Consider the following 25,383-nt stretch of genomic DNA (forward strand, 5'->3'; position numbering starts at 1 on the left):
ACCGCGTTAAACCGCGTTAAGCACCAAAGCGGCGCGCGGCAATTTCTAGCAAGCCATCAAAAATCAGGTTATCTACCAGCTCGAAGCTGCGCCCCATGCTGGGGGCCATCTTCCAGCCTGCGCCACCGGTCATCATGCAGGCGGGTTCGGCACCGCAATGTTGAATGACATGCTGCACCATGCGCTCTACCGCCCCGGCAATGGCAAAGGTACCGCCGCTGGTTAAAGCATCGCTGGTGTTGGTTGGGAACATGCAGACTTCGCCCGTGGGTACATGCAGCCCAGCCGTGCCCGACTCTAAGGCGCGCAACATGATGCCGTGGCCGGGCAAGATAAAACCGCCCAAAAAATGGCCCTCCGCATCAATTGCCTCTACCGTGACGGCGGTGCCCACCATCACCACCACCAGCGGGCGGGCGGGGCCGTGGGCCAGCAAACGTTGGCGCGCGCCAATCATGGCAATCCAGCGGTCACAGCCTAGGCGTGCTGGGTGGTCGTAGCCATTGACAAGGCCCGCCTCTTGGGCCGAGGCCACCACCCATTGGGCCGATACATCCCACAGCTCCATCTGCTCTTCTACCCGGCGTTTGATGGCATCGCCCGCCACCACGCAGCCCAGCATGTGCGTAGGAAGGGGCAACTGCGCCCAAGCGCCTTCGGCCAGCCGGTCCACATGGTCTAAAAATTCGGCCCCTTGCGCCAGCAGTGCCGCTCCGGGGCTAGGGGTTTCGTACAGCGCCCATTTGAGGCGGGTATTGCCGATGTCGATGGCCAAAAAAGTCATGACACCGCTTCCCAAGTGGTACCGTTGGGGCTGTCTTTCAGCACAATGCCTTGTTCTAGTAGTTGTTTGCGGATACGGTCGGCCTCGGCCCAGTTTTTGGCGGCTTTGGCGGCGGCACGGGCGGCAATTTGGGCTTCGATGGCGCTGGCAGCCAAAGTGCTACCAGCTTGCAAGAAGTCTTGTGCTGGCGTTTGCAACAGGCCCAAAATGCCCCCCAGCGCTTTGAGCAGCCCGGCCACTTGGGGCGATTTGCTGCGGTGGGCCTCGCTGGCCAAATCAAATAGCACCGCTACGGCTTCGGGGGTGCCAAAATCCTCATTCATTGCGGCTTGGAAGCGGGCTGCATACGGGTCAGTCCAGTCGATGCTGACTTGGGCGGGCGCTACTTCGTGCAAGGCGGTATAGAGGCGCTTGAGCGCGGCGCGCGCATCGTTCAGATGCACATCGCTGTAATTGAGTGGGCTGCGGTAGTGGCTACGCACGACAAAGAAGCGCACCGTCTCGGCATCAAACTTTTGTAGCACATCGCGGATGGTGAAAAAATTGCCCAGACTCTTGGACATTTTCTCGTTGTCGATGTTGATAAAGCCGTTGTGCATCCAAAACTGCGCCAGCGGCTGACCGTGTGCGCCTTCGCTTTGGGCGATTTCGTTCTCGTGGTGCGGAAACTGCAAATCAGCGCCGCCACCGTGGATGTCAAAAGTAGGGCCTAGCAGCGCGCAACCCATCGCCGAGCATTCAATATGCCAGCCGGGGCGGCCTGTGCCGAAAGGGCTGTCCCATTGCACGTCTGCTGGCTCGGTCGGCTTGGCGGATTTCCAGAGGACAAAATCCAGCGGGTCGTGTTTGCCGTCTTGCACCGCCACGCGCTCACCCGCATTCAACTCGTCCAAAGATTTGCCCGACAGCTTGCCATAGCCCACAAACTTGCGTACTGCATAGTTCATATCGCCATTGCCAGCTTGGTAGGCCAAGCCCTTGTCTTGCAGTTGGCCAATCAAGGACAGCATCTGCGGCACGTAGTCGGTGGCGCGTGGCTCGTGGCTCGGGCGCTCGATGCCCAAAGCATCGGCATCTTGGTGCAGCGCGGCAATCATGCGGTCGGTCAGGCTGCGGATGGATTCGCCATTTTGTACCGCGCGCTGGATGATTTTGTCGTCAATATCGGTAATGTTGCGTACATAACTGACGCGGTAGCCACTGGCTTTGAGCCAGCGTTGCACCACGTCAAACGCCACCATAGAGCGCGCATGGCCCAGGTGGCACAGGTCATACACCGTCATGCCGCAGACGTACATGCGTACATGGCCCGGCTCCAGCGGCGAAAATGCTTCCAAGGCACGCGATAGCGTGTTGTAGATACGCAGACTCATGGGGTAGTGGGGGAGATATAGGAAAAGAAGAGGCCGACGGCCGACCGGCAAGCAATAGCCGCACGCACAGAGGGAATAGACAGCAGCGCAATACCCCCTCCGCTACAATCCGCGCCAGTATAAGCGCCAGCGGGTCTGTTTCGGCCCTTCCATTTTTCCCTCTTCATGATGCACGTTCGCCGCACCTTCTCCCATGCTCTGCGCCTGTTAACTTTAACTGCACTGCTGGGTGCCAGCGTGGCCTATGCCAATGAATATGCCAATATCCAGAAGCTATTGAGCGTCGGCAAATCCGCAGAAGCATTGGCCCAAACCGACCAACTATTGCGTGCCAAGCCGCGCGACCCCCAATTGCGCTTTCTGCGTGGCATCGCCTTAACGCAAGAAGGCAAGCGCGAGCAAGCGATTGCCGTTTTTACCAAACTGACCCAAGATTACCCCGAACTGCCCGAGCCTTACAACAATTTGGCGGTGTTGTATGCCGGGCAAAACCAGTTTGACAAAGCACGCGCAGCGCTAGAAATGGCCATTCGCACCAACCCCAGCTACGCCACTGCCCACGAAAATTTGGGCGATGTCTATGCCCGCTTGGCCAGCAGCGCCTACAACAAAGCCCTGCAAATGGATGCCACCCAAACCGCCAGTGTGCAGCCTAAGCTAGAACTCATCCAAGGGCTGCCCCAGCTGGGGGCGGTGCCTGCCCCCATCGTAGTGGCAGCGGCCCCAGCCATTGCGGCCAAGCCTGCGCCTGCGCCTGCCCCTAGCCCGGCTTCTGCACCACCGCCACCGCCGCCTGTGGCCAGCCCAGTGGCTGCACCTGCCGTTGCTGCTGCTCCGGTGCCTGCTCCTGCACCTGCTCCAACAGCCGCGCCTGTGGATGCCGCTGCCGTAGCCGCCGTGACCACTGCCGTACAAACATGGGCCAGCGCTTGGGGCAATAAAGACCTGAATACTTACTTTGCCGCCTATGCCAAAGATGCCGTTCCCTCGGGCAAACAAAGCCGTAAACAGTGGGAGGCTGACCGGCGCGCACGCATCACGGGCAAGACCAGCATCAGCGTGAAGGTGCAAGACCTCAAAGTAAGCCCGCAAGGCGATAGCGCTACGGCGCGTTTTCGCCAAGATTACAGCGCTGGTGCGCTACAAACCAGCAGCCGCAAAACACTAGAACTGCGTAAAGTGCAAGGACGCTGGGTCATTGTGCGCGAAACGGTGGGCCAATGAGCCTTGCGCCGCATCCTGTCGGCAGCCCAGGGCAGCGCTACCCAGTGTTTTAAGGATATGCAAGTAATACCATCAATGCACATGGATTTAAATTCTCGGCATGTAGCCCGTGCCCCCCTGCTGGCGCTGGTTTTAGGCGCTTTATTGGCAGTGCAGGCTCCCCTTGTCGGCGCGCAAACGGGCAAAAACAGCCCAACCGCCAAAACCAACCGCAAGACCGAGCGCGCCCCGCTGGTCGATGGTCAAGCCGAAACCCGCTTGTTAGCGGTGTACCAAACCATTGGCCAAGGCCAGCACCGCCAAGCCTTGGCCGATGCCGAAGCGCTGGTGCGCGATTACCCCAACTTCCAGTTAGCCCAATTGGTGTTGGGCGATTTGCTGGCTGCCCGCGCCCGCCCCATGCAGCCCACGGGGGCCGTGCCCGGTGCCCACCTGCCCGACAACTTGACCAGCGTCAGCGACAACACCAATCTCCATGTATTGCGCGAAGAATCTCGCCGCCGTTTGCAAGCCTTGCACGCTCGGCCACCAGCCAACACCATCCCAGCGCAATTTTTAACCTTGGCACCGCGCCAGCGCCATGCGGTGGCCATCGATGCCTCGCGTTCGCGCCTGTACCTGTTTGAGAACACCCGCGATGGCCTGCGCTTGGTGGCCGACTATTACGCCTCGGTGGGCAAGTTGGGTATTGATAAATACGTCGAGGGCGACCAGCGCACCCCGATTGGCGTTTACTTCATCACCAGCCGCCTAGACCCGCGCAACCTGCCCGAGTTTTACGGTGCTGGCGCTTTGCCAATCAACTACCCCAATCCGCTCGACCAAAGCCGGGGTAAAACCGGCAGTGGCATTTGGCTGCATGGCACACCGCCCGATCAATTTGCGCGCGCCCCCCAAGCCTCAGACGGTTGCGTGGTGCTGTCTAACCCCGATTTAGAACGCCTGTTACGCAATGTAGAGCGCGCCACGCCCGTGATTATTGCCCCAGAACTGCAATGGGTGGCCCCCGACAGCGTGGCCACGGCCCGTCAACAGTTTGACACCATCTTGCAAGCCTGGAGCGACGCTAAACTGCAAGGCAATGTCGATGGCTTGCAGCGTTTTTATGCCCCAGAATTTAAAAACGCCGCGCAGCAACCGCGCCAGCAATGGCTCAGTAAACTGGCTATCAGCACCGACGCGCAGCGCAGCAAAGGCATAGAGCTGAAAGATAAATCGTATCTGCACTGGCGCGATAGCAACGAAACGATGGTCGTCACCTTTGGCGAAGTCACCAAGGGCGAGCGCAGCGGCACCACGCGGCGCCAATACTGGAAGCGCCAAGGCGAACAGTGGCAAATATTCTATGAAGGAGTGATTGGTTGATGCTGTCCAAAAGAAAATCCCTGCTGGCGCTGGCCAGCACCAGCTTGGCCCTGTGCTTGGCCAGCTTGCAACCCGTAGCCGCCCAAGAGGCAGCGCCCAAAGTCAAGCTCAGTACCTCGATGGGCGACATCGTGGTGCAGCTAGACCCGGCCAAAGCGCCCAAATCGGTAGAAAATTTCCTCAGCTACGTTAAAGATAAGCACTACGATGGCACCATCTTTCATCGGGTGATAGATGGTTTCATGATTCAAGGGGGTGGCTTTACTGCCGACATGCAGCAAAAACCCACCAAGGCCCCCATTTCATTGGAATCGGGCAACGGCCTGAAAAACCAAACCTACACCATCGCAATGGCGCGCACCGGCAACCCGCACTCGGCCACGGCGCAGTTTTTTATCAACGTCAAAGACAACGACATGCTCAACGCGCGCCAGCCCGGCCACGATGGCTACGCCGTGTTTGGCAAGGTGATTGACGGCACCGCTGTGGTGGACAAAATCAAAGCCGTGCCCACTGGCAACAAGGGCTTTCACCAAAACGTGCCCAGCACCCCCGTCACCATTACTTCAGCTACGCTGTTACCTTAATTTTCTTCACCAAGGTTTTTTGTTATGAGCAACCCTCAAGTCGAACTGCACATTGCCAACTACGGCGTTATCACCCTGGAGCTGGATGCCGAGAAGGCCCCCAAATCCACAGCCAACTTTTTGGCCTATGTCAACAAGGGCCACTACGACAACACCATTTTCCATCGCGTGATTCCGGGCTTCATGATTCAAGGCGGCGGCTTTGAGCCGGGCATGAAACAAAAAGAGTGCGATGCCCCGATTGAGAACGAAGCCAACAACGGCCTGAAAAACGCCACCTACACCGTCGCAATGGCGCGCACCAATGACCCCCATTCGGCCACTGCCCAGTTCTTTATCAACGTGGCCAACAACGGCTTCTTAAACCACACGGCCCCCAGCGCCCAAGGTTGGGGCTATGCGGTGTTTGGTGAGGTGGTCTCGGGCACTGAAGTGGTAGACAAAATCAAGGCGGTCAAAACCGGCAACAGCGGCTTCCATGCCGATGTGCCCAAAGAAGACGTCGTGATTGAAAAGGCTGTCGCCCTGTAAGCCTACCGCCCTGTATCGCCGTGCTTGCCACCGTGCCCCGGTTCGAGGAGTTTGCTGCTCCATCGCACTGGCGCACGGTGGATTTCATTTCAGACTTGCACCTGCATCTGGGCGATGCAGCCACCGTAGCCACATGGCAGCGCTATTTGCACAGCACCCCTGCCGATGCGGTGTTTATGTTGGGTGATTTATTTGAGGTCTGGGTGGGCGACGATGCCTTGGCCGAGGTCGGTAGTTTCGAGGCCGAATGCGCCAGCGTATTGCACGCCGTGGCCCAGCAGCGTGCGCTTTTCTTTCTGCCCGGTAACCGCGACTTTTTGTTCGGCCAGCGTGCCGCCCAGCATTGTGGTCTGCATCTGTTGTCCGACCCCTGCGTGCTGCAATGGCGGCAGCAGCGTTACCTGCTCAGCCACGGCGATGCCCTGTGTGTGGACGATGTGGATTACCAGCGTTTTCGGCTGGTAGCGCGCAGTGCGGCATGGCGAGACGCTTTTTTAGCCCAGCCTTTAGCCCAGCGCCGCACGCACGCACGCCAAATGCGCCAAGCCAGCGAAGCGCGCAAACAACCGGCCACCTTCTATCCCGATGTGGATGCGCCTAGCGCCATTGCTTGGCTACAAGCCGCAGGGGCCAGCAGCCTCATTCACGGCCACACCCACCGCCCGGCAGAACATACTTTGGCCCCGCATTTATCGCGCACCGTCTTGAGCGATTGGGACCTGCTGGCCCAGCCACCGCGCGCCGAGGTACTGCGTTTGGATGGCCACGGTTTGCAGCGCATCGCGCTGGCCTAATGCGCTATGGGTAGGCCATTTTGGCAACGCGGTTGGCAGCGTTTGCGCGGCCTTATCGCCCCACTGCCCACCATCACCGATGCCCTGTGGCTGCCTACCCTGCACCGCTACCCTTTTTTGGCCCACTTGGACTTGGCCGAACAGGCCAAACTGCGCGTGCTGGCCGCACTGTTTTTGCGCGACAAAGAATTCCAAGGCGTGCATGGCTTAGCAGTGACTGACCAGATGGCGGTAGAAATTGCCGCCCAAGCCTGCCTGCCGTTGCTGCATTGGGGCCAGCCCGAAGATGCGCTAGGCTGGTACGACGATTTTGTCGGTATCGTGCTGCATCCAGCGCCTGCGCGCGCACGCCGTCAGGCGGTGGATGCAGCAGGTGTGGTACACCACTACCGCCAAGTGCTGGCGGGCGAGGCCATGTCCGGCGGCCCCATCATGCTCAGTTGGCCCGATGTGCGCCACAGCCGCGCCGGTAGCAATGTGGTTATCCACGAGTTTGTGCATAAACTCGATATGCGTAACGGCCCCGTCGATGGTTGCCCACCCTTGCCTGCTGGCTTCATGGGCACACACAGCGCCCGTGCGGCCCATGAATGCTGGTGGGCCGCTTGGGAGCCAGCCTATGCCCATTTTCAGGAACAGGTCAGTCTGGCTGAGCGTTTTGGCCACCACTGGCCGTGGTTAGATGCTTATGGAGCCACCGACCCGGCAGAATTTTTTGCCGTGGTATGTGAAGCCTATTTTGTGCAGCGCCAGCGTTGCGGGGCAGAGTTTCCGACGCTGCTGCCCTTGCTCGATGCGTTTTTTGGCCCAGCAGCGGGCGCGCAGCCTTAAAAAGAAGGCTGCCGCGTGGCCAGTGCTTCTGCCCATGCTACCGTGGCTGCTACCTCGCCCACGCGCAATTCGTGGCCCACGGGAAACTCCCGAAAGGTGGTATGGATGGGCGTGTGTTCTAACTGGCGACGAATGGATTGGGCATGTACTGCGGGCACCATCGCATCGTGTGTGCCGTGGCTGACCCACAACTGGCGACCTTGAAAGGCCGTGCGCTCGGCCTGAAAATCTAGCATTTTGGGCAATATTTCGGGCAACAAGCGCCCATGCCAAACCACCGCAGCGCGCATCAGCTCTGGACGCATCAACAACAGCGAGAGCGCCATGATGCCCCCTTGGCCAAAACCGGCCAGCACCACATGCTCGGGGGCAATGCCCAAAGACAGCGCTGCGGCCACAATGCTTTGCACAATCAAGGCGCTGCTTTGCGCTTCTTGTTCCAAATTAATCACTGGGCTGCCGCCGGGCGGAATGGCAAAATCAAACCAAGCATGTGACCCTGGCCCCATGCGGTGTGGTGCGCGCAGACTTAGCACATAAAAACGCTCAGGAAACGCTGTGACCTGTTTGAGAAAATCGTGTTCGTTGCTGGCCACATCGTGCAGCAGCACCAGCAACCAAGGCCGTGGCGTGCCCGGTGCAGCAGCGCGTTGTGCAAAAGTGAGTGGCAAATTCAGCATGTTTTAGTTCCCGGCTTGCAGGGCCAGCGCGTCAATGGCTAAACCGTAACCTTGCACGCCAAAACCGCACATCACCGCTTTGGCCACGGCGGACAGGTAAGAATGGTGGCGAAAGCTCTCACGCGCATGGACGTTGCTGATGTGCAGCTCAATCAGCGTCACGCCCGTGCCCTTGATAGCATCGGGCAGGGCAATGCTGGTGTGGGTATAGGCCCCGGCATTCAGCACCACACCGGCCAGCTTTCCGCCAGCGTGCAGACGGCCCGCCTCGTGAATCCAATCGAGCAGCGCGCCTTCGTGGTTGCTTTGGTGAAAACGCAGGGCAAAGCCGTGGCGGGCGCAGGCAGCGGCACAAAGTTGCTCTACATCGGCCAGCGTTTGGGCACCATACACGCTAGGCTCGCGCGTGCCCAGCAGGTTGAGATTGGGGCCATTAAGGACAAAAACGGTTTTCATGGCGCGATTATCCGCGCCAGCAGGCCAGTTTTAGCGACGCTCTGGATGCCGATGGTGGTGGTGGCCTCGGTCATGGCGGTCATAGCGGTCATAGCGGTCATAGCCGTGGTCTCGTCGGTTATCGCGGTCACGCACCATATAGGCTGGTGGTGGGCTGACATACACCGGCGCTGGCGCATAGTACACCGGACGCGGCGGCGCGTAATACACTGGCTGCGGTGGTGCCGGGTAATACACCGGACGCGGTGGCGGCGGTGGTGGGGCCAAATAAACCGGTGGCGGCATCACGCGCACCCCACGGCTATTGTCCATGCCCACGACCACGCCCGGCGAACTGATGCCGACGGACCAGTTCACATCACGGGCTTGGGCCACGCCTGCCCCCAGTAATGCCACCAGTGCCAGACCCGCACTTGCCAGCATAGAACGCACCGAACGTTGATTTTTTGCCATACCAAAAACTCCTAAAAAGCACACGACACACCCGCAGCGCGGATGGCCTCATGAGGCTATAACGCTTCAGCCCAGCCATAGGATGGCACATTCAGGTAAAGAATGCGGTTTAACTTGTTTCTGGACGTATATGGAGCCTGAGAAACCTAGACGCGCAGCGCCCATCCTCCGGCCTAAAATGCCCGTTATGAGTATCCCCACACCTGCCCCTGCCGCCACTGCGGCCCCCGAAAGCCAAAAGCCGAGCAACTTTTTGCGCCAAATCATCGAGAGCGATTTGGCCAATGGCACCTACGCCAGCCGCCGTTGGGCTGGCAGCCCCGGCGATGCCGCACACCACGCCGCTGGCGCACCAGACCCGGCCAAAATCCGCACGCGCTTTCCGCCCGAACCCAATGGCTACCTGCATGTAGGCCATGCCAAGTCGATTTGCCTCAATTTTGGCCTGGCGCGTGATTACGGTGGTGTCTGCCATTTGCGCTTTGACGATACCAACCCAGAAAAAGAAGACCAAGAATACGTCAACAGCATCATGGACACGGTGCGTTGGCTAGGCTTTGACTGGAGCCAGCCCGGCAACGACCAGCCCTACCAAGCCAGTGATTATTTTGGTTTCATGTACCGTGCCGCTGAAGCCCTGATTGAAGCTGGCCATGCCTATGTGGATGAACAAAGCGCCGAAGAAATGCGCGCCAACCGGGGTGATTTTGGCAAGCCCGGCATGGATAGCCCATTCCGCAACCGCACCCCAGCAGAAAATTTGGCCCGCTTTCGCCAAATGCGCGATGGAGTCTTGCCCGATGGTGCTGCCGTGTTGCGCGCCAAAATCGACATGGCCAGCCCCAACATCAACCTGCGTGACCCGGCCATCTACCGTATCAAGCACGCTACCCACCACCATACCGGCGACCAATGGTGCATCTACCCGATGTACACCTTTGCCCACCCGATTGAAGATGCGCTGGAGCAAATCACCCACAGCATCTGCACGCTGGAGTTTGAAGACCAACGCCCGTTTTACGACTGGCTGTTGCAGCGCCTGATAGAAGGCGGTCTGTTGGCCAGCCCACCACCGCACCAATACGAATTTGCCCGCCTGAACCTGACCTACGTCGTGACCAGCAAACGCAAACTGGCCCAATTGGTGAATGAGGGCAAAGTGAACGGTTGGGACGACCCGCGTATGCCCACCATCGTCGGCCTGCGTCGCCGGGGTTACACCCCCGAAAGCCTGCAACTGTTTGCCGAGCGCATTGGTGTCACCAAGAGCGATAGCTGGATTGATTACAGCACGCTAGAAGGCTGCCTGCGTGAAACCCTAGAAGCCACAGCCCACCGGGGTATGGTGGTGCTAGACCCGGTCAAGCTGGTGTTGAGCAACTGGGACGAGGTGATGGGCGCAGGCCACCTAGAGCCTTGCACCCTGCCCGCATTGCCCCATCCACCCGAGGGCACCGCGTCCCCCACGCGCCACTTCAGCATCGGCAAAGAAGTTTGGATTGAGCGCGAAGACTTTGCCGAAGTGCCGCCCAAGGGTTACAAGCGCCTGTTCCCCGGCAACAAGGTACGCCTCAAGGGCGGCTATGTGATTGAATGCACCGGCTGCACCAAGGATGAAAACGGCCACATTACCGAGGTACTGGCCACCGTAGTGCCCGACACCAAGAGCGGCACCCCCGGTGCCGACAGCGTTAAAGTGAAAGCGGCGATTACCTGGGTGGGCGTGAGCGATGGCGTACAGGCCGAAGTACGCATGTACGACCGCCTGTTTGTCGATGCCCAACCCGATGCCGGTGGCAAGGACTTTTTGCAAGCCCTCAACCCCAACAGCCTGAAGGTGGTCACGGCCATCATTGAGCCATCACTGGCCCATGCCCAGCCCGATGCCAAGTTCCAGTTTGAACGCCACGGTTATTTTGTCGCTGACCGACTTGACCACGCGCCCGGCAAGCCGGTGTTCAACCGCGCCGTCGGCCTGAAAGACAGCTGGGGCACCTAAAAAAACAACGCCGCCAAGCCCTAGCGGCTGGCGGCGTGTGTGTGCGGTGGCGCGCGGCGGATGGCAGGCGTTTAAGTCGCCTGCTCGACCGCCTCGGCCTGCGCGGCGGCCAATTGGGCGTAGTGCTTGACCAAGCTCATCAGCTCTTCGTCCGAATAGGGCTTGCCCAGATAGTGGTTCACGCCCAACTCCATCGCGTGTTCTTGGTGCTTTTGCGCGATACGCGAGGTAATCATGATGATAGGCAGACCTTGCAGCTTTTCATCCATGCGGATATTGCGCGCCAAATCGAAGCCATCCATGCGCGGCATTTCGATGTCGGACAGCACCACGGTGGGGCGTTCTTCCTGCAAACGCTCCAGCGCTTGTAAGCCATCGGCGGCCAGCGAGACGCGGTAACCTTCGCGCTGCAACAGGCGCTGCGTCACGCGGCGCACGGTGATGGAGTCGTCCACCACCAACACCAAGGGCACTTGGGGCGCAGCAGTCATGGCGGCGGGCTTGGCGCTGGCGGTAGCCGTAGCCACCCCCGCCTGCACGGCTGGCGATACGGCCTGCAAGGCAGCGCGCACCCGCTCGCCATACACCGTGACCAAGGCCACTGGGTTGTAAATCAGTACCACCGCCCCCGAGGCCAGCACCGACATGCCGGCCAACCCTGGCAAACGTGCCAACTGTGGCCCGAGGTTCTTCACCACCACTTCTTGGTTGCCCAGCACTTCATCGACGTGCAAGGCGACCCGTTGTGAGGCACTGCGGAACACCACCACTGGACGGTTTTTGCCTTGGTGTTCTTCGCTGTGCAAGGTGGCTTGCAACAAGCCACCGGCCCAGAAGAAGGGCACCTTCTCGCCTGCTACGTCAAATTGGCCGCTTTGGTAGGCTTGTTCTAAATCGGCAATCGGTGTGCGGCGCACCACTTCGACCAAGTTGGCCGGTACACCAAACGACAGGTTGCCAGCGCGCAGCATCACCACCTGCGTCACGGCCGTGGTCAGGGGCAGCACCATGCGGAAAGAGGTACCCTTGCCCGCTTCGGTACTGGTTTCAATCCGGCCACCCAGCGCTTTGATTTCGGAGCGCACCACGTCCATGCCGATGCCACGTCCGGCAATGCCAGACAGGCTGGCCGCTGTGGTAAAGCCGGGCATAAAGATGAGGTTAGCGGCTTCGGCATCGGTGATTTGGGCACCGGGAGCCACCAAGCCTTGCTCTTGCGCTTTGGCCAAAATACGTGGCAAATTCAAACCCGCACCATCATCGCGGAACTCTACCGACACGTCGTTGCCTTCGTGGCGCAGATGCACGGCAATGGTACCGATGGTTGGTTTACCGGCGGCTTGGCGTTGCTCGGGCGACTCAATGCCGTGGGCGACACAGTTACGCAGCAAGTGCTCAAAGGCCGGGGTCATGCGGTCGAGTACGCCACGGTCCATTTCAATCGAGCCGCCGGTGATGTCGAGCTTGATTTGTTTGCCCATCTCTTTGGAGGCCAAGCGCACCACGGCATACAGGCGCTCCGAGATGCCTTCAAACTCCAACATGCGGGTACGCAATAAATCGCGCTGCAACTCGCGTGCTTGGCGGCCTTGGGCAATCAGCTCGTCTTCGGCACCGACCATCGAGCGTTGCAGGTTGCGCTGCACCGTGGCCACGTCGTTGACGGATTCGGCCATCATGCGCGTGAGTTCTTGCACGCGGGTAAAGCGGTCAAACTCTAACGGGTCAAAGCCAGCGGCCATTTCCTTGGTTTGTGCCAAGCGCGATTGCATTTGCGACTCAGATTGCAACTCAATGTCACGCAGTTGCTGGCGCAGCTTGTCCAAGTTGACCGACAAATCGGCCAAGGAGGTTTTGATTTGGCCCACATGCGACTCTAGCCGTGAGCGGCTAATCATCACCTCACCGGCTTGGTTGACCAAGCGGTCCAGCAACTGCGCGCGCACGCGCACCGATTGTTGCGATGCCGCGCGCGATGGTGCCGCTGCTTTAATCGTCTGCAAGCGTGCTGGGATGGCCGCCAGTAGCGGATGCTGGGCCGAAGACGACGAAGCGCCGTCTGCACTGGTGGACGGACTGCCATCGGTGGCACCGACCGGTGCCGAGGCCGTGGCGTTGCTGGACTTGGGTGCTTCCACCACCACCGGCTCGGCCGGGCCTTGGGCGCTGATGACGCGCAGCACATCAAAATTGGCCTGCAAGCTGTCAAGCCGGGCCAGCATCGGGTCTATTTGCTCGCTGGTGACGGTATCGACATCCAGCTCTTCAATCGCTGATTCGAGGCGGTGTGCCATCTCGCCCAAGCGCATGGCACCAGCCAAGCGCGCGCTGCCCTTGAGGGTGTGCAAAGCGCGCAGCAGTTCACTGCGGGCGGCCAAGTTGGCCGGACGCGCCGACCACTGGCGCAAGGAGGCTCCCAAACGTGGCAACAGTTCCTGTGCTTCTTCCTCAAAGATGGGGAACAGGTCGGGGTCAATCATGTCCAGCACGTCGATATCGTCGTCGTGTTCGGTGTCCAAAGCCATCGCATTGGCAATGGCGGCATCGACTTGCTGGTCGTTGTCGGGTGCTGCTTGGGCGGCGGGCGGCGACGCTGGCGGTGCTTGTGTTACCGGCGCTGGTGCTGGTGCTGGTGGTTCGATAGCCTCTGGCGCTGACCAGGTCGGCTCTGCCATCGGGGTGATGGCTGCCGTGCTGGCGGCTACGGCTTCGGCTTCCATTGCCGCCAGTTCTTCTTCCAGTGACAGCTCGAAGCTGCCTTCCTCGTCAGAGGCGGGTGCAGGTGCAGGCGTAGCAAAAGGTGCTGGCGCGGCTGGAGCCAAGCTGTGGGCATGGTGTTGCGCTGCTTCGGCTGCTGCTTGGGCTTGGGCCTGGGCGGCGCGGGCTTCTTCTTGTTCTTCTAGTTCGGCCAAGGCGGCCAGCGTGTCCTCTAGCGGTGGTGACAGGGTGGTGATGACCTCAGTTTGCAGGATGTGGCGCAGGTCTTCTTGTACCTGCACGTTGGCTGTGACCAATACGCCTTCGGCAAACTGCTGCAACAAATAGTCAATATCTTGGGCAGCGGCCAAGAACACTTGGGCCTGTTCAGGCTCGCCGTGGTGTTGCGGTTGCACATGCAGCAGCGTGTGTTCTAGCAGGCGTGCTGTTTCGGACAAGGCCATGAAGCCCACCGTGGCCGAGCTGCCCGCCAAGGAGTGGGCCAACGCTACGGCGGTGTCCGAGACGGGTTCTTGCAGCGCCTGCGCCCAGTCTTGTAGGCTGCGGTTGAGGCGGCGCACCCATTCTTGGGCTTCACTGACATAGACGTTGTACAAGGCGGTGCCAATACGCAAACTGCCAATGCGTTGGACCTGCTCTTCTTCTTCAATGCGGGCTTGTTCTTCGGCTTCTGCTTTGGCGATGGCTTCGGCTTCAGCGCGGGCTTGCGCTTCAGCTTCTGCTTTGGCGATGGCCTCGGCTTCGGCGCGTGCTTGTTCTTCGGCTGCTGCTTGGGCGAGGGCCTCGGCTTCAGCGCGGGCTTGCGCTTCTGCTTCTGCTTTGGCGATGGCTTCGGCTTCAGCGCGGGCTTGCGCTTCAGCTTCAGCTTCTGCTTTGGCGATGGCCTCGGCTTCGGCACGGGCTTGTGCTTCGGCTTCTGCCTTGGCGAGGGCCTCGGCTTCGGCGCGTGCTTGTGCTTCGGCTTCTGCCTTGGCGAGGGCTTCGGCTTCGGCACGTGCTTGTTCTTCAGCTGCTGCTTTGGCGAGGGCCTCGGCTTCAGCGCGGGCTTGCGCTTCGGCTTCTTCCTTGGCGCGTGCCTCGGCTTCGGCACGTGCTTGCGCTTCGGCTTCTTCCTTGGCACGTGCCTCGGCTTCAGCGCGTGCTTGCGCTTCGGCTTCTTCCTTGGCACGTGCCTCGGCTTCAGCGCGGGCTTGCGCTTCAGCTTCTTCCTTGGCGCGTGCCTCGGCTTCGGCACGTGCTTGCGCTTCGGCTTCTTCCTTGGCACGTGCCTCGGCTTCGGCGCGGGCTTGCGCTTCAGCTTCTGCCTTGGCGCGTGCCTCGGCTTCGGCACGGGCCTGTGCTTCGGCTTCTGCCTTAGCGAGGGCTTCGGCTTCAGCGCGGGCTTGCGCTTCAGCTTCTGCCTTGGCGCGTGCCTCGGCTTCGGCACGGGCCTGTGCTTCGGCTTCTGCCTTAGCGAGGGCCTCGGCTTCAGCGCGGGCTTGCGCTTCGGCTGCTGCTTTGGCGCGTGCTTCGGCTTCGGCACGGGCTTGCGCTTCAGCTTCTGCCTTAGCGAGGGCCTCGGCTTCAGCGCGGGCTTGTGCTTCGGCTTCTGCCTTGGCACGTGCCTCGGCTTCGGCGCGGGCTTGCGCTTCAGCTTCTGCCTTGGCTTGTGCCTCGGCTTCGGCACGGGCTTGTGCTTCGGCTTCTGCCTTAGCGAGGGCCTCGGCTTCGGCGCGTGCTTGCGCTTCGGCTTCTTCCTTGGCACGTGCCTCGGCTTCAGCGCGTGCTTGTGCTTCAGCTTCTGCCTTGGCGCGAGCTTCAGCCTCGGCGGCAGCTTTGGCTTGCGCTTCAGCTTCTATTTGGGCGGCTGTCGGTGTGGCACTGTCGAGAGTGACGCTAAATTGCGAGAAGTCGATTTCTTCTGCCACCATTTCGGGCAAGCTGGGCGCTGGAGCGGGGGCAAGCGATAAACCTGCTGGCTCGGTATTGGCCCATTCCAAAGGTGCGGCACCAGCACCAGCCGCAGCTTGGGGCATGGTGAGGGACAAATCGGGCCATGCTGGCGCTTGCAGGGTAGGCTCCACAGCGGGGGGTGGCACCGCCACAGCCGGTGTCGGTGCAGCCGCTGCGGGTATAGCGCTGGCAGTGGCCGCAGCAGACAAATTGAGCGGCACTACTTTATGCTCTAAGCGCAGGGCATCGGCAGATACTTGAAATGGCGCTACTTGCCAGCCGTCAAACTGGCCTTTAGCGATGTCATCGGCCCAACGGTCAAAGGCGCGCAAGGCATCACCAGACAATTGCAACAGTGGTGGCTGTGCAGGTTTTTGCTCGGCCAGCCACGCATTGAGCAGCTGCTCCATCGACCAGGCAGCTTCGCCAAAATCGTTCAGCCCCACCATGCGTGAGCTGCCCTTGAGCGTATGAAATGCCCGGCGCAGGGTGGTTTGTTCGCTCAAATCCCCCGGATTTTCTTCCAAGGTGGCCACAGCGGCCAAGCCATTGCCGACCACTTCTTTGGCTTCTTCCAAGAAAATGTCCAGCAGTTCGTCGTCCAAATCCAGTGTCGGGCGTACCACCGTGGTGGGCAGCGCTGGAGCTGGGGCCGCTGGCGTGGCTGGCGTAGCGACTGCCGGTGTTGGTGCTGCTGCTGGCGCTGGGCTGGGGGCGGGTGTGGCCACTGGCGACGGCGGCGCAGCAGCAACCACAGGTGCAGCACTGGGGGCAGAAGGCGGTGGCACCACTGCCGCCGGAGGGGCAGCAGCGGCCACTGGGGCTTTGGGGGCCACCTCGGGCAAGGCTTGGGCGGCGCGCGCTTCGATTTTTTCTGTGGCTTCTTCTTCCTCGTCGTCGGCACGGGTGCGGGCGCGGCCCATGAGCGAGCGCAACTCGCCCAGCGCTTCGTCATAGACAAACAGCTTGCGCGCCAAAGTGCGCTGGTAGCTGAGCATGTCAATCAAGAAGCCCAAGGCCCCCAAACTGTTACCCAGTTTTTCAAAACTTTGGCTGCGCTCTTGCGGCGTTTGCACCTCTTTGAGCAGCAAGCGTTCGATGGTGTCGCGCATCCGCACTACGGCCAGCGAAGCTTGGTCTAATCCCAAGACCGACAACACGCCGCGCATTTGCGCCAATTGGTTGGGCACGCCTTTCAAGGGGCTGGTGTCGTCGGGCTTGCGGAAGAACTGGTCCATCGCCCGCTCAGCTTCGCCCAAGGCAATACGCAGCTCATCGACGACGCTGCCCATCGTTTGGTGGTCACTGACGCGCCGGTACAGGTCTTCCATCCAATGTTCTAGTGGGTCGGGTTCAGCGCCCATGCGTACTTGGTCTAGCCGCTCGGCCAAACGTTTGGCGCGCTGCGACATGTGTTCTTCGGCGCTGTCTAGCTCTTCAAAGGCCGCTTGCAGGTACAGCACCGAGGTTGCTACCTCCATTGCCAGTGCAGGCGGTGGCGGCTCGCCCGAGCGCAAAGTGCCTTCTACCACCTTGCTCAGGGCTTGGGCCAGAGCCTCGCTGCTGGGATGGAGCTTGCGTAGCGAGTCACAGACCAAGCTGAATTGGTCGGCCGCTGGTTTGAGCTTGTTGCGATCACCGCCCGCCAAAGAAGACCAGGTTTCGGTGGCGGTGGCAATACGCTTGCGCGCTTGGGCCAGGACGGCGGGGTCAAAGCGACCAAAGCGCCGGGTTTCGTAATCTACCGGCGTAAAGCGTTGCAAGGCAAAAGTTTGACGCACCGCCTCTAGGGCCGGGGTTTGGCTGGCTGGTGATGGCTTGGCTTGCGCGCAGAAAAACAACAGGTCTTGCACCAGCCGGTCGGTCAGGGTGGTATCGCCCTTGGCCAAGGTGGCGTATTGCATTAGCACGCGCGAGGCGGCGCGCTTGGCATACACATCGGGGGCAAACAGGCTGTGGGCGAAGGCTTCAAAAAAGGCCGCGCCGATTTTCCAGAAGGTGCGTACCGGTTTGTCGGTGACTCCAGCGGCCAACTCCAAGCACAGCTTGCCCAAATCGCGTGCCGCCTCGGGGCTGCCGGTTTTAACGATTTTGAGTACCGCTTGGTCTAGGCGCGCCCGTGCTTCGGGGCCGTAGGTGATGGGTGCTACTTCGACCGCAGTGGCTGGTTCACGCAGGCGCCGCTCTACCGGCCACAGGTCTGCGGGGTGGGAGCGCTCGGCACCGGCCAGGGTTTGCACATCGCGGTATTGCGGAAACAAAGCCACTGCCGAGACATTTTTACCGGCCAATATCGTGTCGAGGTATTCGCTCAGGGCAAAGCTGGCACGCTCTAGGCTGGCGGCAGCTTCTTCGGTGCATAACTCGGGGCGTTGCACGTAGCGCAGGACAGCCGCTTCCATCGCACGCAGCAGCAGTGCGGGCGGCTCCATGCCAATCATTTCGAGGGCACCGCTGGCTTGGTGCAGTTGCTGGCGCGCCATGCGTAACGAGCTGGCATCCAAAGCGGCCAAATCCGAGGTTTGCGCGGTTTGGGCATCGTGGACAAAACGGCGCAAGGACTTGACAGCCCCATCGAGCGATTTACGTAATTCTTCTAACACCCAGGCCAAAGGCCCCAGGTCTTGTTCGCCCTGGCTGACCTCGGTAGCCGGTGCTTGGTTCGCCTCAATCGACATGCATTTATTCCCGGCTACACAGAGCCCTAGGGTTATTCAGGAGGTTCAATGGCTGGCTTGGTAGCACAGTTGCTTAGGCAATCTTGAACCGAGCGACCGACTGACGCAATTCTTCGGCCATGTGCGACAACTCGCGCACCTGCTGGGCTGTGGTGCGGGTGCCTTCACCGGTTTGCTCGGTCACAGCAAAAATATGCTGGATGTTTTCGGCCACATCGTTGGCCAGTGTGGCTTCGCTGGAGGTGGCAGAAGAAATTTGCTCAATCAAATCGGCCAAGCGGCGCGAAACGTGGTCAATTTCGGACAGGGCCGTACCAGCGCTATCGGACAAGCGCGCCCCTTCGACCACACCCTGGGTGGAGCGCTCCATAGCGGCCACCGCGTCTTGGGTATCGGTCTGAATGGCTTTCACCAGTGCCGAAATTTGGCGCGTCGCATCGGCGGAGCGTTCAGCCAGACGCTGCACTTCTTCCGCCACCACCGAGAAGCCGCGTCCGGCTTCACCCGCAGACGCTGCCTGAATCGCGGCGTTCAAAGCCAGCACGTTGGTTTGTTCGGTAATGTCAGAAATCAGCTCGGTGATTTCACCAATCTCTTGTGACGATTCACCCAGCCGCTTAATCCGCTTGGAGGTTTCTTGAATTTGGTCTCGGATGGCATTCATACCACCGATGGCGTTTTGTACCGCTTGCAGACCAGAATCTGCGGCTTGCAGCGATTGGCGCGCCACCGTGGCGGATTCTTGCGCTTGGCCCGACACTTCGTTAATGCGCGAGGCCATCTCCAGTACCGAGCGGCCGGTTTCGCGAATTTCGCGTAGCTGTTCGGTCGAGGCCGCCAACAGTTCGGTCGACGTGCTGTCCACTTGGGCGGTGGTTTGGGCCACGCGGGTGGCGGTGTTTTGTACGCTGCCTACCAGTACGCGCAGCTCTTCGACCGTGTAGTTCACCGAGTCGGCAATCGCGCCGGTAATGTCTTCGGTCACGGTGGCTTCTTGGGTCAAATCGCCCTCGGCCACCGATTGCAGTTCGTTCATTAGGCGCAAAATAGCTGCTTGGTTGGCATCGTTGATGCGTTTGGCTTCTTGCTCTTGGCGCTGTGCGTTTTTGTTTTGCAATTCAGCTGCCAATTGGCGGTTGCGGCTGTCGAGTAGCTGCACACGCGAAATACCGATACCGCACAGCAGCACGAACGAGGCTGCCAGCAACAGGGCGGCAAACTGGCCCACGCCCATGCCGGTTTGCGCCGACAACTTGCTTTGCAAGGCTTCTAATTGGCGACGCAGCGGTTCGCTATCGCCCACAATCGCGGTTTGCGCTTCGCGCGCCGAGACCAAGCCTTGCAAGTTGCCCAAAATGGCGCTGGCTTGCACGCGGGTTTGCTCGTACAAGTTAATCAGCGATTGCAGATGTTCGCGTGTTTGTGCATCGCGTGTGGGTGGCAGGCGCAACTCGTTGCTGCCATCGAGCAATCCCTGTGAAATTTCTTTGAACGAGTTCAAGTCTTTGCCCAGCAAAAACACCGCCTCGGGGCTAACCCCCTCGGTGGTTTGGAACTCGTTGGCCGATTTACCAATCCGCTGGGTCAACATCACCAGTTGTCCGGCGTTGAAAATTTCGGTGGCCGAAGAGTTTTGCTGAATTTTCAGCGACACAATGGTTTCGGCAATTTCCAGCAAGTCGGACGATTGGCGGTTGACGGTACGCAACGCATCGCCCACTTGGGTCAGAATTTTTTGCTGGCCCATCACGGTGGTGGCATTGTGGTCAGCGCGCTCCATCAGCGGTGCAATGGCTTGCAATTCGGGCTTGAAAGGCTCGCCCAAAGCATATACCCCCAACTCACCATCGCCATCATTGAGCGCGCGCACGTTGCGTGCCAGTACGCCAGCGCTTTCTTGCACATCGGGAAAGGCTTGGGCACTGCCCACTAGGGCCTGTGATACCGATTTGGCCAGCCGTTGCGACTGCATCAGCGCTTGCCCGGTGGCCGCCAATTGCTGGGCCGCGCGGTCGGCTTGGCGCAACACCCAACCGGCAATCAAAGCTACCACCACCACACCAATTGCCAGCAAAATCAGCAAACGGCGCTGGTGGCTGGCCGCTACGGCCTTGCCCAACAGCGGTAGCTCAATCAAATCGCCACTTTGGGCCGCATTGGCTGCATCGGTGCCAAAGGCACCATCCTGATCGACTTGAACACTGTTGAGGGCTTCGCCGGGAAAGACTTCGCGCAGATTGCTATCGAGCGAAGCACCGGCCAGCGAATCTTGCTCCAGGGCCGCATCAGATTTTGCAGGCTGGCGACTGAACATGCTGCCAAGTTTGGAGACAACTGACATGGGGGCAAACCTTCAAAGAGAGAGACTCAAGCGCTGATGCTCAAAAATCCGGGGTATTGTGATAATTGTTGCAGGTTCAACTCTTGCCAGCGCGTGCCTTGGGCATCGAGGTAGGTGCTACCCAGAAAGGGGGCAGCATCGTCTGCGGGTGCCTCGGCACTGACAAACGCATCCAGCCCGCGCAAGCCCAGCAAACGGTCCACCAGCAAGGCCGCATTCACCTCTAGGGCGGCATTGAACACCAAGAGGCTGGAGGCGGCCAAGGCTTGCTCGCTGCGTAGCGGCTGGCCGCCTAAAAAGGAGGCCAAATCCACCATGCTAAACAAGTTGCCGCGCAAATTGGCCACGCCTAAAAACCAAGGGCGGGTGTAGGGTACGGGCTGGGGCACCGTCCAGTGAAAAATTTCACCAGCTTGGCCCAAAGGCAGCAAATAAAACTGACCACCAGACTCTACTGCCAGCCAGGAAGAAACCGAGATTTCTTCGTTTTTGGCGGCCTGTAAGCGGTTGGCAAGTCGGGTTTGAAGAGCGCGCAGGGCTTCTCTGTTGGCCATAAGCGACGCCTGTGTGTCAGTTCAGGGCGTCAATTTTGGCTTGCAGCTCGGCAGCATCGACCGGCTTGGTGATGTAACCACGCGCACCTTGGCGCATTCCCCAAACCCGGTCGGTTTCTTGGTTTTTGCTGGTACACATGATGATGGGGATGTCGGAGTATTGCGGATCGCGCGAGATGGCACGGGTGAGCTGAAAGCCGTTTTGGCCGGGCATGACCACATCCATCAAAATCAGGTCGGGCTTGTCTTCGGCCAAGCGGCGAAAGGCTTCTTCGGCGTTTTCTGCTGTACGCACTTGCAAGCCCTTTTTGTGCAGCAAATCAGACAAAAACATCAGTTCGGTCTTGGAATCATCGACAACCAGCACTTTTTGGATGGGCATTAGTTCGCTCCTTGATGAGAATGACCGAACTGCTGCACCGCTTGCAACAGCTGGTCTTTGGTGAAAGGTTTGGTAAGGTACTCTTGGCAGCCCACCATGCGGCCACGCGCCTTGTCAAACACGCCATCTTTGGATGACAGCATGACCACCGGCGTATTGGCAAAGCGGGCATTGCGTTTGATGATGGCCACGGTCTGGTAGCCATCGAGCTTGGGCATCAGGATGTCGCAGAAAATCAGCTGGGGCTGGTAGTCGTTGACCTTGGCCAAAGCATCAAAGCCATCATCGGCCAATAAGACCTCGTGGCCCCCTTGTTTGAGAAAAATCTCTGCACTGCGCCGAATGGTATTGCTGTCATCCACCACGAGCACCTTGAAAGTTGTACCAGTTGTAGTCAATTGTCACCGCTCCCGACGGAAAAAATAAGCCAAGTTGCAACACCGTGGCAATAGGGCCATACCGCAATGCCAGTCTTGGGGGCGGGCACAGCTTAAAGGGCCTTCACGTAGAATGCAATCATTGTAGCTAGTCCAATCCCTTCGGATTGCAGTTTCCGTGCCATCGTTTGTCACCCTTTGTGAGTTGGGTTCATGACAGCCTCTACTCCCCCCGCCAGCGATTCCTCTACCTTGGCACAAGTGCCCGTCTGCGTGATGGTGTTCAACGCCAACGACCCCAGCGGTGCGGGCGGCTTAACGGCGGACATCAGTACCCTCACGGCTGTGGGCTGCCATCCTTGCGCCGTGCTTACCGGGGCTTATGCCCGCGATACGCGCACCATTTTTGACCATTTCAGCTTAGACGATGAGGCGGTGCTAGAACAAGCGCGCGCGGTGCTAGAAGATGTGCCGGTTCGGCTGATTAAAGTAGGCTTTGTCGGCAGCCCCGAGAATATCGGCACCATCGCTGCCTTGGCCGCTGACTATGCCGAGCTGCCTTTGGTGTGTTACCTGCCCGACTTGTCTTGGTGGCAAGAAAGCTACACCGATAGCTATTTGGATGCCCTGCGCGAGTTGTTGTTGCCGCAAACTTCGGTGTTGGTGGGCCACCACAATACGCTGTGGCGTTGGTTGCTGCCCGATTGGGAGGGCGAACACAGCCCCAGCGCGCGCGATATTGCCGCTGCTGCGGCCCGCATGGGTACGCCCTTTACGCTGGTCACGGGCATAGCCCAGCCGAATCAAATGCTAGAAAACGTGCTGGCCTCGCCCGATGCGGTGCTGGGCCGGGGTGCGTTTGAGCTGTTCGACGGCACTTTTATCGGTGCGGGCGATACCCTCTCGGCGGCGCTGGCCGGTTTGCTGGCCACGGGCAGCGATTTAGGCCAAGCCTGTGGCGAAGCCCTGGGTTTTTTAGACCAATGCCTAGAAAACGGCTTTTGCCCCGGTATGGGCCATGTAGTGCCCGACCGGCTGTTTTGGGTGGTCACAGACGAGGCCGCAACGCCCCCCGATGCCGAGAGCGACGACGGCACCGATTCCCACTCTGTCGCTGGTTTTGTTTTTCCCTCCCATGACACACAACACTGACCGCAACCTGCCCCTGTTTGAACGTGCCAAGGCCGTGATTCCGGGGGGTGTGAACTCGCCCGTGCGCGCCTTTAAGGCGGTGGGCGGTACGCCCCGTTTCATCGAACGCGCCCAAGGCGCTTATATGTGGGATGCCAACGGCCAACGCTTTATCGATTACATCGGTTCTTGGGGGCCGATGATTTTGGGCCACGGCCACCCGGCGGTGCTAGAGGCGGTGCAAAAAGCAGCGCTGGAGGGTTTCTCTTTTGGCGCGCCCACCGAGCGCGAAATTGAACTGGCCGAGGCCATTATTGCGCTGATGCCATCGCTAGAAATGGTGCGCTTGGTAAGTTCCGGCACTGAGGCGGGTATGAGCGCTATCCGCTTAGCGCGTGGGGCCACTGGGCGCAGCAAAATCATCAAATTTGAAGGCTGCTACCACGGCCACGCGGATGCCTTGCTGGTCAAAGCGGGTTCAGGGCTGGCTACTTTTGGCAGTGCCACCAGTGCTGGGGTGCCGCCCGAAGTGGTGCAGCACACGGTGGTGTTGGAATACAACAACATCACCCAGTTGGAAGAAGCCTTTGCTTTGCACGGTGCTGATTTGGCCTGCGTGATGATAGAACCGATTGCGGGCAACATGAACTTTGTCCGTGCCAGTGTGCCATTTATGCGCCGTTGCCGCGAGTTGTGTACGCAATATGGGGCGCTGCTGGTGTTTGACGAGGTGATGAACGGCTTTCGGGTGGCACTGGGCGGCGCGCAAAGCGTGTATGCGCGTGATATTCCCGGTTTTGAGCCTGACATTACCGTCATGGGCAAGGTGATTGGTGGCGGTATGCCGCTGGCCGCCTTTGGTGGCAAACGCGTGGTGATGGAGCAAATGGCCCCCTTGGGCGCGGTGTACCAAGCGGGCACGCTGTCGGGCAACCCGGTGGCTACCGCTTGCGGGTTGGCCACCTTGCGCCAAATTAGTGTGCCGGGCTTTTTTGAAGCACTCTCAGCACGCACGCGCACGCTGGTGGACGGATTGAACGCTGCTGCTGCCGCCGAAGGCGTGCCCTTTAGCGCCGACTGCGAAGGCGGGATGTTTGGTTTCTTCTTGCTGCCCGAGTTGCCCAGCAACTACGGCCAAGTGATGCGTAGCGATGGCGCACGTTTTAACCAGCTGTTCCACGGCTTGCTAGAGCGTGGCGTGTACATCGCCCCAGCGCTGTACGAGGCCGGTTTTGTCAGTGCCGCCCATACGGCGCAAGACATTGAGGAAACCATCGCTGCCGCGCGTGAGGCGTTCAAGCGCCTGTAAGGCGGCTCGGCTTGCTGCACTTATGTTTGCTGCCCTGAAGTTTTGTTTTTCAGCCTTGATTTTGCTGTGCAACAGCGTGCTTTTTTGCACTTTGATGCTACCGCTGGCGCTGCTCAAACTGCTGCTGCCATTGGCCCCGGTGCGCCGCTGGACAGACCGTATCCTCAACCGCATTCCATCGCTTTGGATTGACTTGAACCAAGTCTGGTTGGGCAGCGTCAACCGCAGCCGCTGGCAGGTGGAGTTGGCACCCGGTTTGCGCCCAGAGGGTTGGTATCTGTTGGTGTGCAACCACCAAAGTTGGATGGATATTTTGGTGTTGCAACGGGTACTGAACCGGCGCGTGCCGATGCTCAAGTTTTTCTTGAAGCGTGAGCTGCTGTATGTGCCGATTTTGAATTTGGCTTGGTGGGCCTTGGATTTCCCATTTATGCGCCGGGGCAGTGGCGGCGGCACAGCACGCAAAGACCTGCGTGATGCCAAAGCAGCCTGCGAAAAATTTCGGCAGGTGCCCACCACGGTCACCAGTTTTGCCGAAGGTACCCGTTTAACACCTGCCAAACAGGCGGAGCAGGCATCGCCTTACCAGCATTTGTTGGCCCCCAAAGCCGGTGCAGTGACGATGGCTTTGGGTACGCTGGGTGATTTGCTCGATGGTCTGATAGACGTGACGATTGTCTATCCCGACAAAGTGCCCAGCTTTGTCGATGCCATGTGTGGCCGCTTGGGCGATGTGGTGGTGCAGGTGCAATTGCGCCCCATTCCACCCGAGTTGCTCAAAGGCGGTGGCAAGCAGCGCGGCCAGTTGCAAACTTGGCTGGATGGCGTTTGGCAAGAAAAAGACCAAGCTATCAGCCAAGTATTGTTGCAGCGGCAACGCTAAG

20 protein-coding genes are annotated in these 25,383 nt (G+C 59.7%); 10 read left to right on the plus strand and 10 right to left on the minus strand.

The genetic code is table 11. The features are described 5' to 3' along the window. Positions 1–16 precede the first annotated feature (16 nt). Both PHX60_RS08230 and cysS read right to left on the minus strand, forming a co-directional pair. Positions 17–784 carry a type III pantothenate kinase gene (locus PHX60_RS08230; protein WP_300076622.1) on the minus strand — a complete coding sequence of 256 codons (768 nt, stop codon included), beginning with the start codon at positions 782–784 and terminating at the stop codon, positions 17–19. Further along, on the minus strand, positions 781–2,157 hold the full coding sequence (gene cysS / locus PHX60_RS08235) for a cysteine--tRNA ligase (RefSeq protein ID WP_300076624.1): 1,377 nt from the start codon (positions 2,155–2,157) through the stop codon (positions 781–783). The genes PHX60_RS08230 and cysS overlap by 4 nt, the downstream gene beginning before the upstream one ends. Positions 2,158–2,322: 165 nt before the next feature. Here cysS and PHX60_RS08240 point away from each other — a divergent pair, with 165 nt between their 5' ends. From PHX60_RS08240 to PHX60_RS08265, 6 genes are all read left to right on the plus strand, one after another. Then, positions 2,323–3,381 carry a tetratricopeptide repeat protein gene (locus tag PHX60_RS08240; RefSeq protein ID WP_300076626.1) on the plus strand — a complete coding sequence of 353 codons (1,059 nt, stop codon included), beginning with the start codon at positions 2,323–2,325 and terminating at the stop codon, positions 3,379–3,381. 81 nt (positions 3,382–3,462) lie between these two features. After that, on the plus strand, positions 3,463–4,746 hold the full coding sequence (locus PHX60_RS08245; protein WP_300076628.1) for a L,D-transpeptidase: 1,284 nt from the start codon (positions 3,463–3,465) through the stop codon (positions 4,744–4,746). Then, on the plus strand, positions 4,746–5,333 hold the full coding sequence (locus PHX60_RS08250; protein WP_300076759.1) for a peptidylprolyl isomerase: 588 nt from the start codon (positions 4,746–4,748) through the stop codon (positions 5,331–5,333). Before PHX60_RS08245 ends, PHX60_RS08250 begins: the two co-directional genes overlap by 1 nt. A gap of 24 nt (positions 5,334–5,357) precedes the next feature. Continuing rightward, positions 5,358–5,864, plus strand: a complete 507-nt coding sequence (locus PHX60_RS08255; RefSeq protein ID WP_300076630.1) for a peptidylprolyl isomerase — start codon at positions 5,358–5,360, stop codon at positions 5,862–5,864. 20 nt (positions 5,865–5,884) lie between these two features. Beyond that, positions 5,885–6,658, plus strand: coding sequence for a UDP-2,3-diacylglucosamine diphosphatase (locus PHX60_RS08260; RefSeq protein WP_300076632.1), 774 nt, complete (start codon positions 5,885–5,887; stop codon positions 6,656–6,658). Between the two features lie 6 nt (positions 6,659–6,664). Continuing rightward, the gene (locus tag PHX60_RS08265) at positions 6,665–7,489 is read left to right on the plus strand and encodes a M90 family metallopeptidase (protein WP_300076634.1); all 825 of its coding nucleotides are present in this window, start codon (positions 6,665–6,667) and stop codon (positions 7,487–7,489) included. On the opposite strand, the gene PHX60_RS08270 is transcribed toward PHX60_RS08265, so the two are convergent. The 3 genes from PHX60_RS08270 to PHX60_RS08280 are packed head-to-tail and all read right to left on the minus strand — an operon-like array spanning position 7,486 to position 9,078. After that, positions 7,486–8,169 carry a dienelactone hydrolase family protein gene (locus PHX60_RS08270; protein WP_300076636.1) on the minus strand — a complete coding sequence of 228 codons (684 nt, stop codon included), beginning with the start codon at positions 8,167–8,169 and terminating at the stop codon, positions 7,486–7,488. The genes PHX60_RS08265 and PHX60_RS08270 overlap by 4 nt on opposite strands. A 3-nt stretch (positions 8,170–8,172) precedes the next feature. Beyond that, the gene (gene aroQ / locus PHX60_RS08275; RefSeq protein ID WP_300076638.1) at positions 8,173–8,625 is read right to left on the minus strand and encodes a type II 3-dehydroquinate dehydratase; all 453 of its coding nucleotides are present in this window, start codon (positions 8,623–8,625) and stop codon (positions 8,173–8,175) included. A gap of 30 nt (positions 8,626–8,655) precedes the next feature. Further along, entirely contained in the window at positions 8,656–9,078 is a 423-nt protein-coding gene (locus tag PHX60_RS08280; RefSeq protein ID WP_300076639.1) for a hypothetical protein, read from the minus strand. Between the two features lie 187 nt (positions 9,079–9,265). On the opposite strand from PHX60_RS08280, the gene PHX60_RS08285 reads away from it, so the two are divergent. Then, the gene (locus tag PHX60_RS08285) at positions 9,266–11,077 is read left to right on the plus strand and encodes a glutamine--tRNA ligase/YqeY domain fusion protein (RefSeq protein ID WP_300076641.1); all 1,812 of its coding nucleotides are present in this window, start codon (positions 9,266–9,268) and stop codon (positions 11,075–11,077) included. Between the two features lie 71 nt (positions 11,078–11,148). On the opposite strand, the gene PHX60_RS08290 is transcribed toward PHX60_RS08285, so the two are convergent. From PHX60_RS08290 to PHX60_RS08310, 5 genes are all read right to left on the minus strand, one after another. After that, positions 11,149–18,405, minus strand: a complete 7,257-nt coding sequence (locus tag PHX60_RS08290; protein WP_300076643.1) for an Hpt domain-containing protein — start codon at positions 18,403–18,405, stop codon at positions 11,149–11,151. A 73-nt stretch (positions 18,406–18,478) separates the two neighbouring features. Further along, entirely contained in the window at positions 18,479–20,746 is a 2,268-nt protein-coding gene (locus PHX60_RS08295; protein ID WP_300076645.1) for a methyl-accepting chemotaxis protein, read from the minus strand. Positions 20,747–20,772: 26 nt separating this feature from the next. Beyond that, entirely contained in the window at positions 20,773–21,300 is a 528-nt protein-coding gene (locus PHX60_RS08300; protein ID WP_300076647.1) for a chemotaxis protein CheW, read from the minus strand. 16 nt (positions 21,301–21,316) lie between these two features. Then, entirely contained in the window at positions 21,317–21,682 is a 366-nt protein-coding gene (locus tag PHX60_RS08305; RefSeq protein WP_300076649.1) for a response regulator, read from the minus strand. Then, on the minus strand, positions 21,682–22,080 hold the full coding sequence (locus PHX60_RS08310) for a response regulator (protein ID WP_300076651.1): 399 nt from the start codon (positions 22,078–22,080) through the stop codon (positions 21,682–21,684). Before PHX60_RS08310 ends, PHX60_RS08305 begins: the two co-directional genes overlap by 1 nt. A gap of 192 nt (positions 22,081–22,272) precedes the next feature. On the opposite strand from PHX60_RS08310, the gene PHX60_RS08315 reads away from it, so the two are divergent. Genes PHX60_RS08315 through PHX60_RS08325 form a run of 3 tightly spaced genes read left to right on the plus strand, consistent with a single transcriptional unit; the run spans position 22,273 to position 25,382 of the window. Continuing rightward, positions 22,273–23,211: a bifunctional hydroxymethylpyrimidine kinase/phosphomethylpyrimidine kinase gene (locus PHX60_RS08315; RefSeq protein ID WP_300076652.1), complete on the plus strand. Its 939-nt coding sequence runs from the start codon at positions 22,273–22,275 to the stop codon at positions 23,209–23,211. Further along, positions 23,195–24,499 (plus strand): glutamate-1-semialdehyde 2,1-aminomutase, encoded by a 1,305-nt coding sequence (gene hemL / locus PHX60_RS08320; protein ID WP_300076653.1) that lies wholly within the window; start codon positions 23,195–23,197, stop codon positions 24,497–24,499. Before PHX60_RS08315 ends, hemL begins: the two co-directional genes overlap by 17 nt. A gap of 22 nt (positions 24,500–24,521) precedes the next feature. Next, positions 24,522–25,382 carry an acetyltransferase gene (locus PHX60_RS08325; RefSeq protein ID WP_300076655.1) on the plus strand — a complete coding sequence of 287 codons (861 nt, stop codon included), beginning with the start codon at positions 24,522–24,524 and terminating at the stop codon, positions 25,380–25,382. The last annotated feature ends 1 nt before the right edge of the window (position 25,383 follow it).

The sequence above is a fragment of the Giesbergeria sp. genome, assembly GCF_028686475.1.
GTDB lineage: Bacteria > Pseudomonadota > Gammaproteobacteria > Burkholderiales > Burkholderiaceae_C > Simplicispira.

Coding starts and splice junctions, on each gene's coding strand:
- PHX60_RS08230 (WP_300076622.1), bottom strand. CDS start 784: ATGACTTTTTTGGCCATCGACATCGGCAATACCCGCCTCAAATGGGCG.
- cysS (WP_300076624.1), bottom strand. CDS start 2,157: ATGAGTCTGCGTATCTACAACACGCTATCGCGTGCCTTGGAAGCATTT.
- PHX60_RS08240 (WP_300076626.1), top strand. CDS start 2,323: ATGATGCACGTTCGCCGCACCTTCTCCCATGCTCTGCGCCTGTTAACT.
- PHX60_RS08245 (WP_300076628.1), top strand. CDS start 3,463: ATGGATTTAAATTCTCGGCATGTAGCCCGTGCCCCCCTGCTGGCGCTG.
- PHX60_RS08250 (WP_300076759.1), top strand. CDS start 4,746: ATGCTGTCCAAAAGAAAATCCCTGCTGGCGCTGGCCAGCACCAGCTTG.
- PHX60_RS08255 (WP_300076630.1), top strand. CDS start 5,358: ATGAGCAACCCTCAAGTCGAACTGCACATTGCCAACTACGGCGTTATC.
- PHX60_RS08265 (WP_300076634.1), top strand. CDS start 6,665: ATGGGTAGGCCATTTTGGCAACGCGGTTGGCAGCGTTTGCGCGGCCTT.
- PHX60_RS08270 (WP_300076636.1), bottom strand. CDS start 8,169: ATGCTGAATTTGCCACTCACTTTTGCACAACGCGCTGCTGCACCGGGC.
- aroQ (WP_300076638.1), bottom strand. CDS start 8,625: ATGAAAACCGTTTTTGTCCTTAATGGCCCCAATCTCAACCTGCTGGGC.
- PHX60_RS08280 (WP_300076639.1), bottom strand. CDS start 9,078: ATGGCAAAAAATCAACGTTCGGTGCGTTCTATGCTGGCAAGTGCGGGT.
- PHX60_RS08285 (WP_300076641.1), top strand. CDS start 9,266: ATGAGTATCCCCACACCTGCCCCTGCCGCCACTGCGGCCCCCGAAAGC.
- PHX60_RS08290 (WP_300076643.1), bottom strand. CDS start 18,405: ATGTCGATTGAGGCGAACCAAGCACCGGCTACCGAGGTCAGCCAGGGC.
- PHX60_RS08295 (WP_300076645.1), bottom strand. CDS start 20,746: ATGTCAGTTGTCTCCAAACTTGGCAGCATGTTCAGTCGCCAGCCTGCA.
- PHX60_RS08300 (WP_300076647.1), bottom strand. CDS start 21,300: ATGGCCAACAGAGAAGCCCTGCGCGCTCTTCAAACCCGACTTGCCAAC.
- PHX60_RS08305 (WP_300076649.1), bottom strand. CDS start 21,682: ATGCCCATCCAAAAAGTGCTGGTTGTCGATGATTCCAAGACCGAACTG.
- PHX60_RS08315 (WP_300076652.1), top strand. CDS start 22,273: ATGACAGCCTCTACTCCCCCCGCCAGCGATTCCTCTACCTTGGCACAA.
- hemL (WP_300076653.1), top strand. CDS start 23,195: ATGACACACAACACTGACCGCAACCTGCCCCTGTTTGAACGTGCCAAG.
- PHX60_RS08325 (WP_300076655.1), top strand. CDS start 24,522: ATGTTTGCTGCCCTGAAGTTTTGTTTTTCAGCCTTGATTTTGCTGTGC.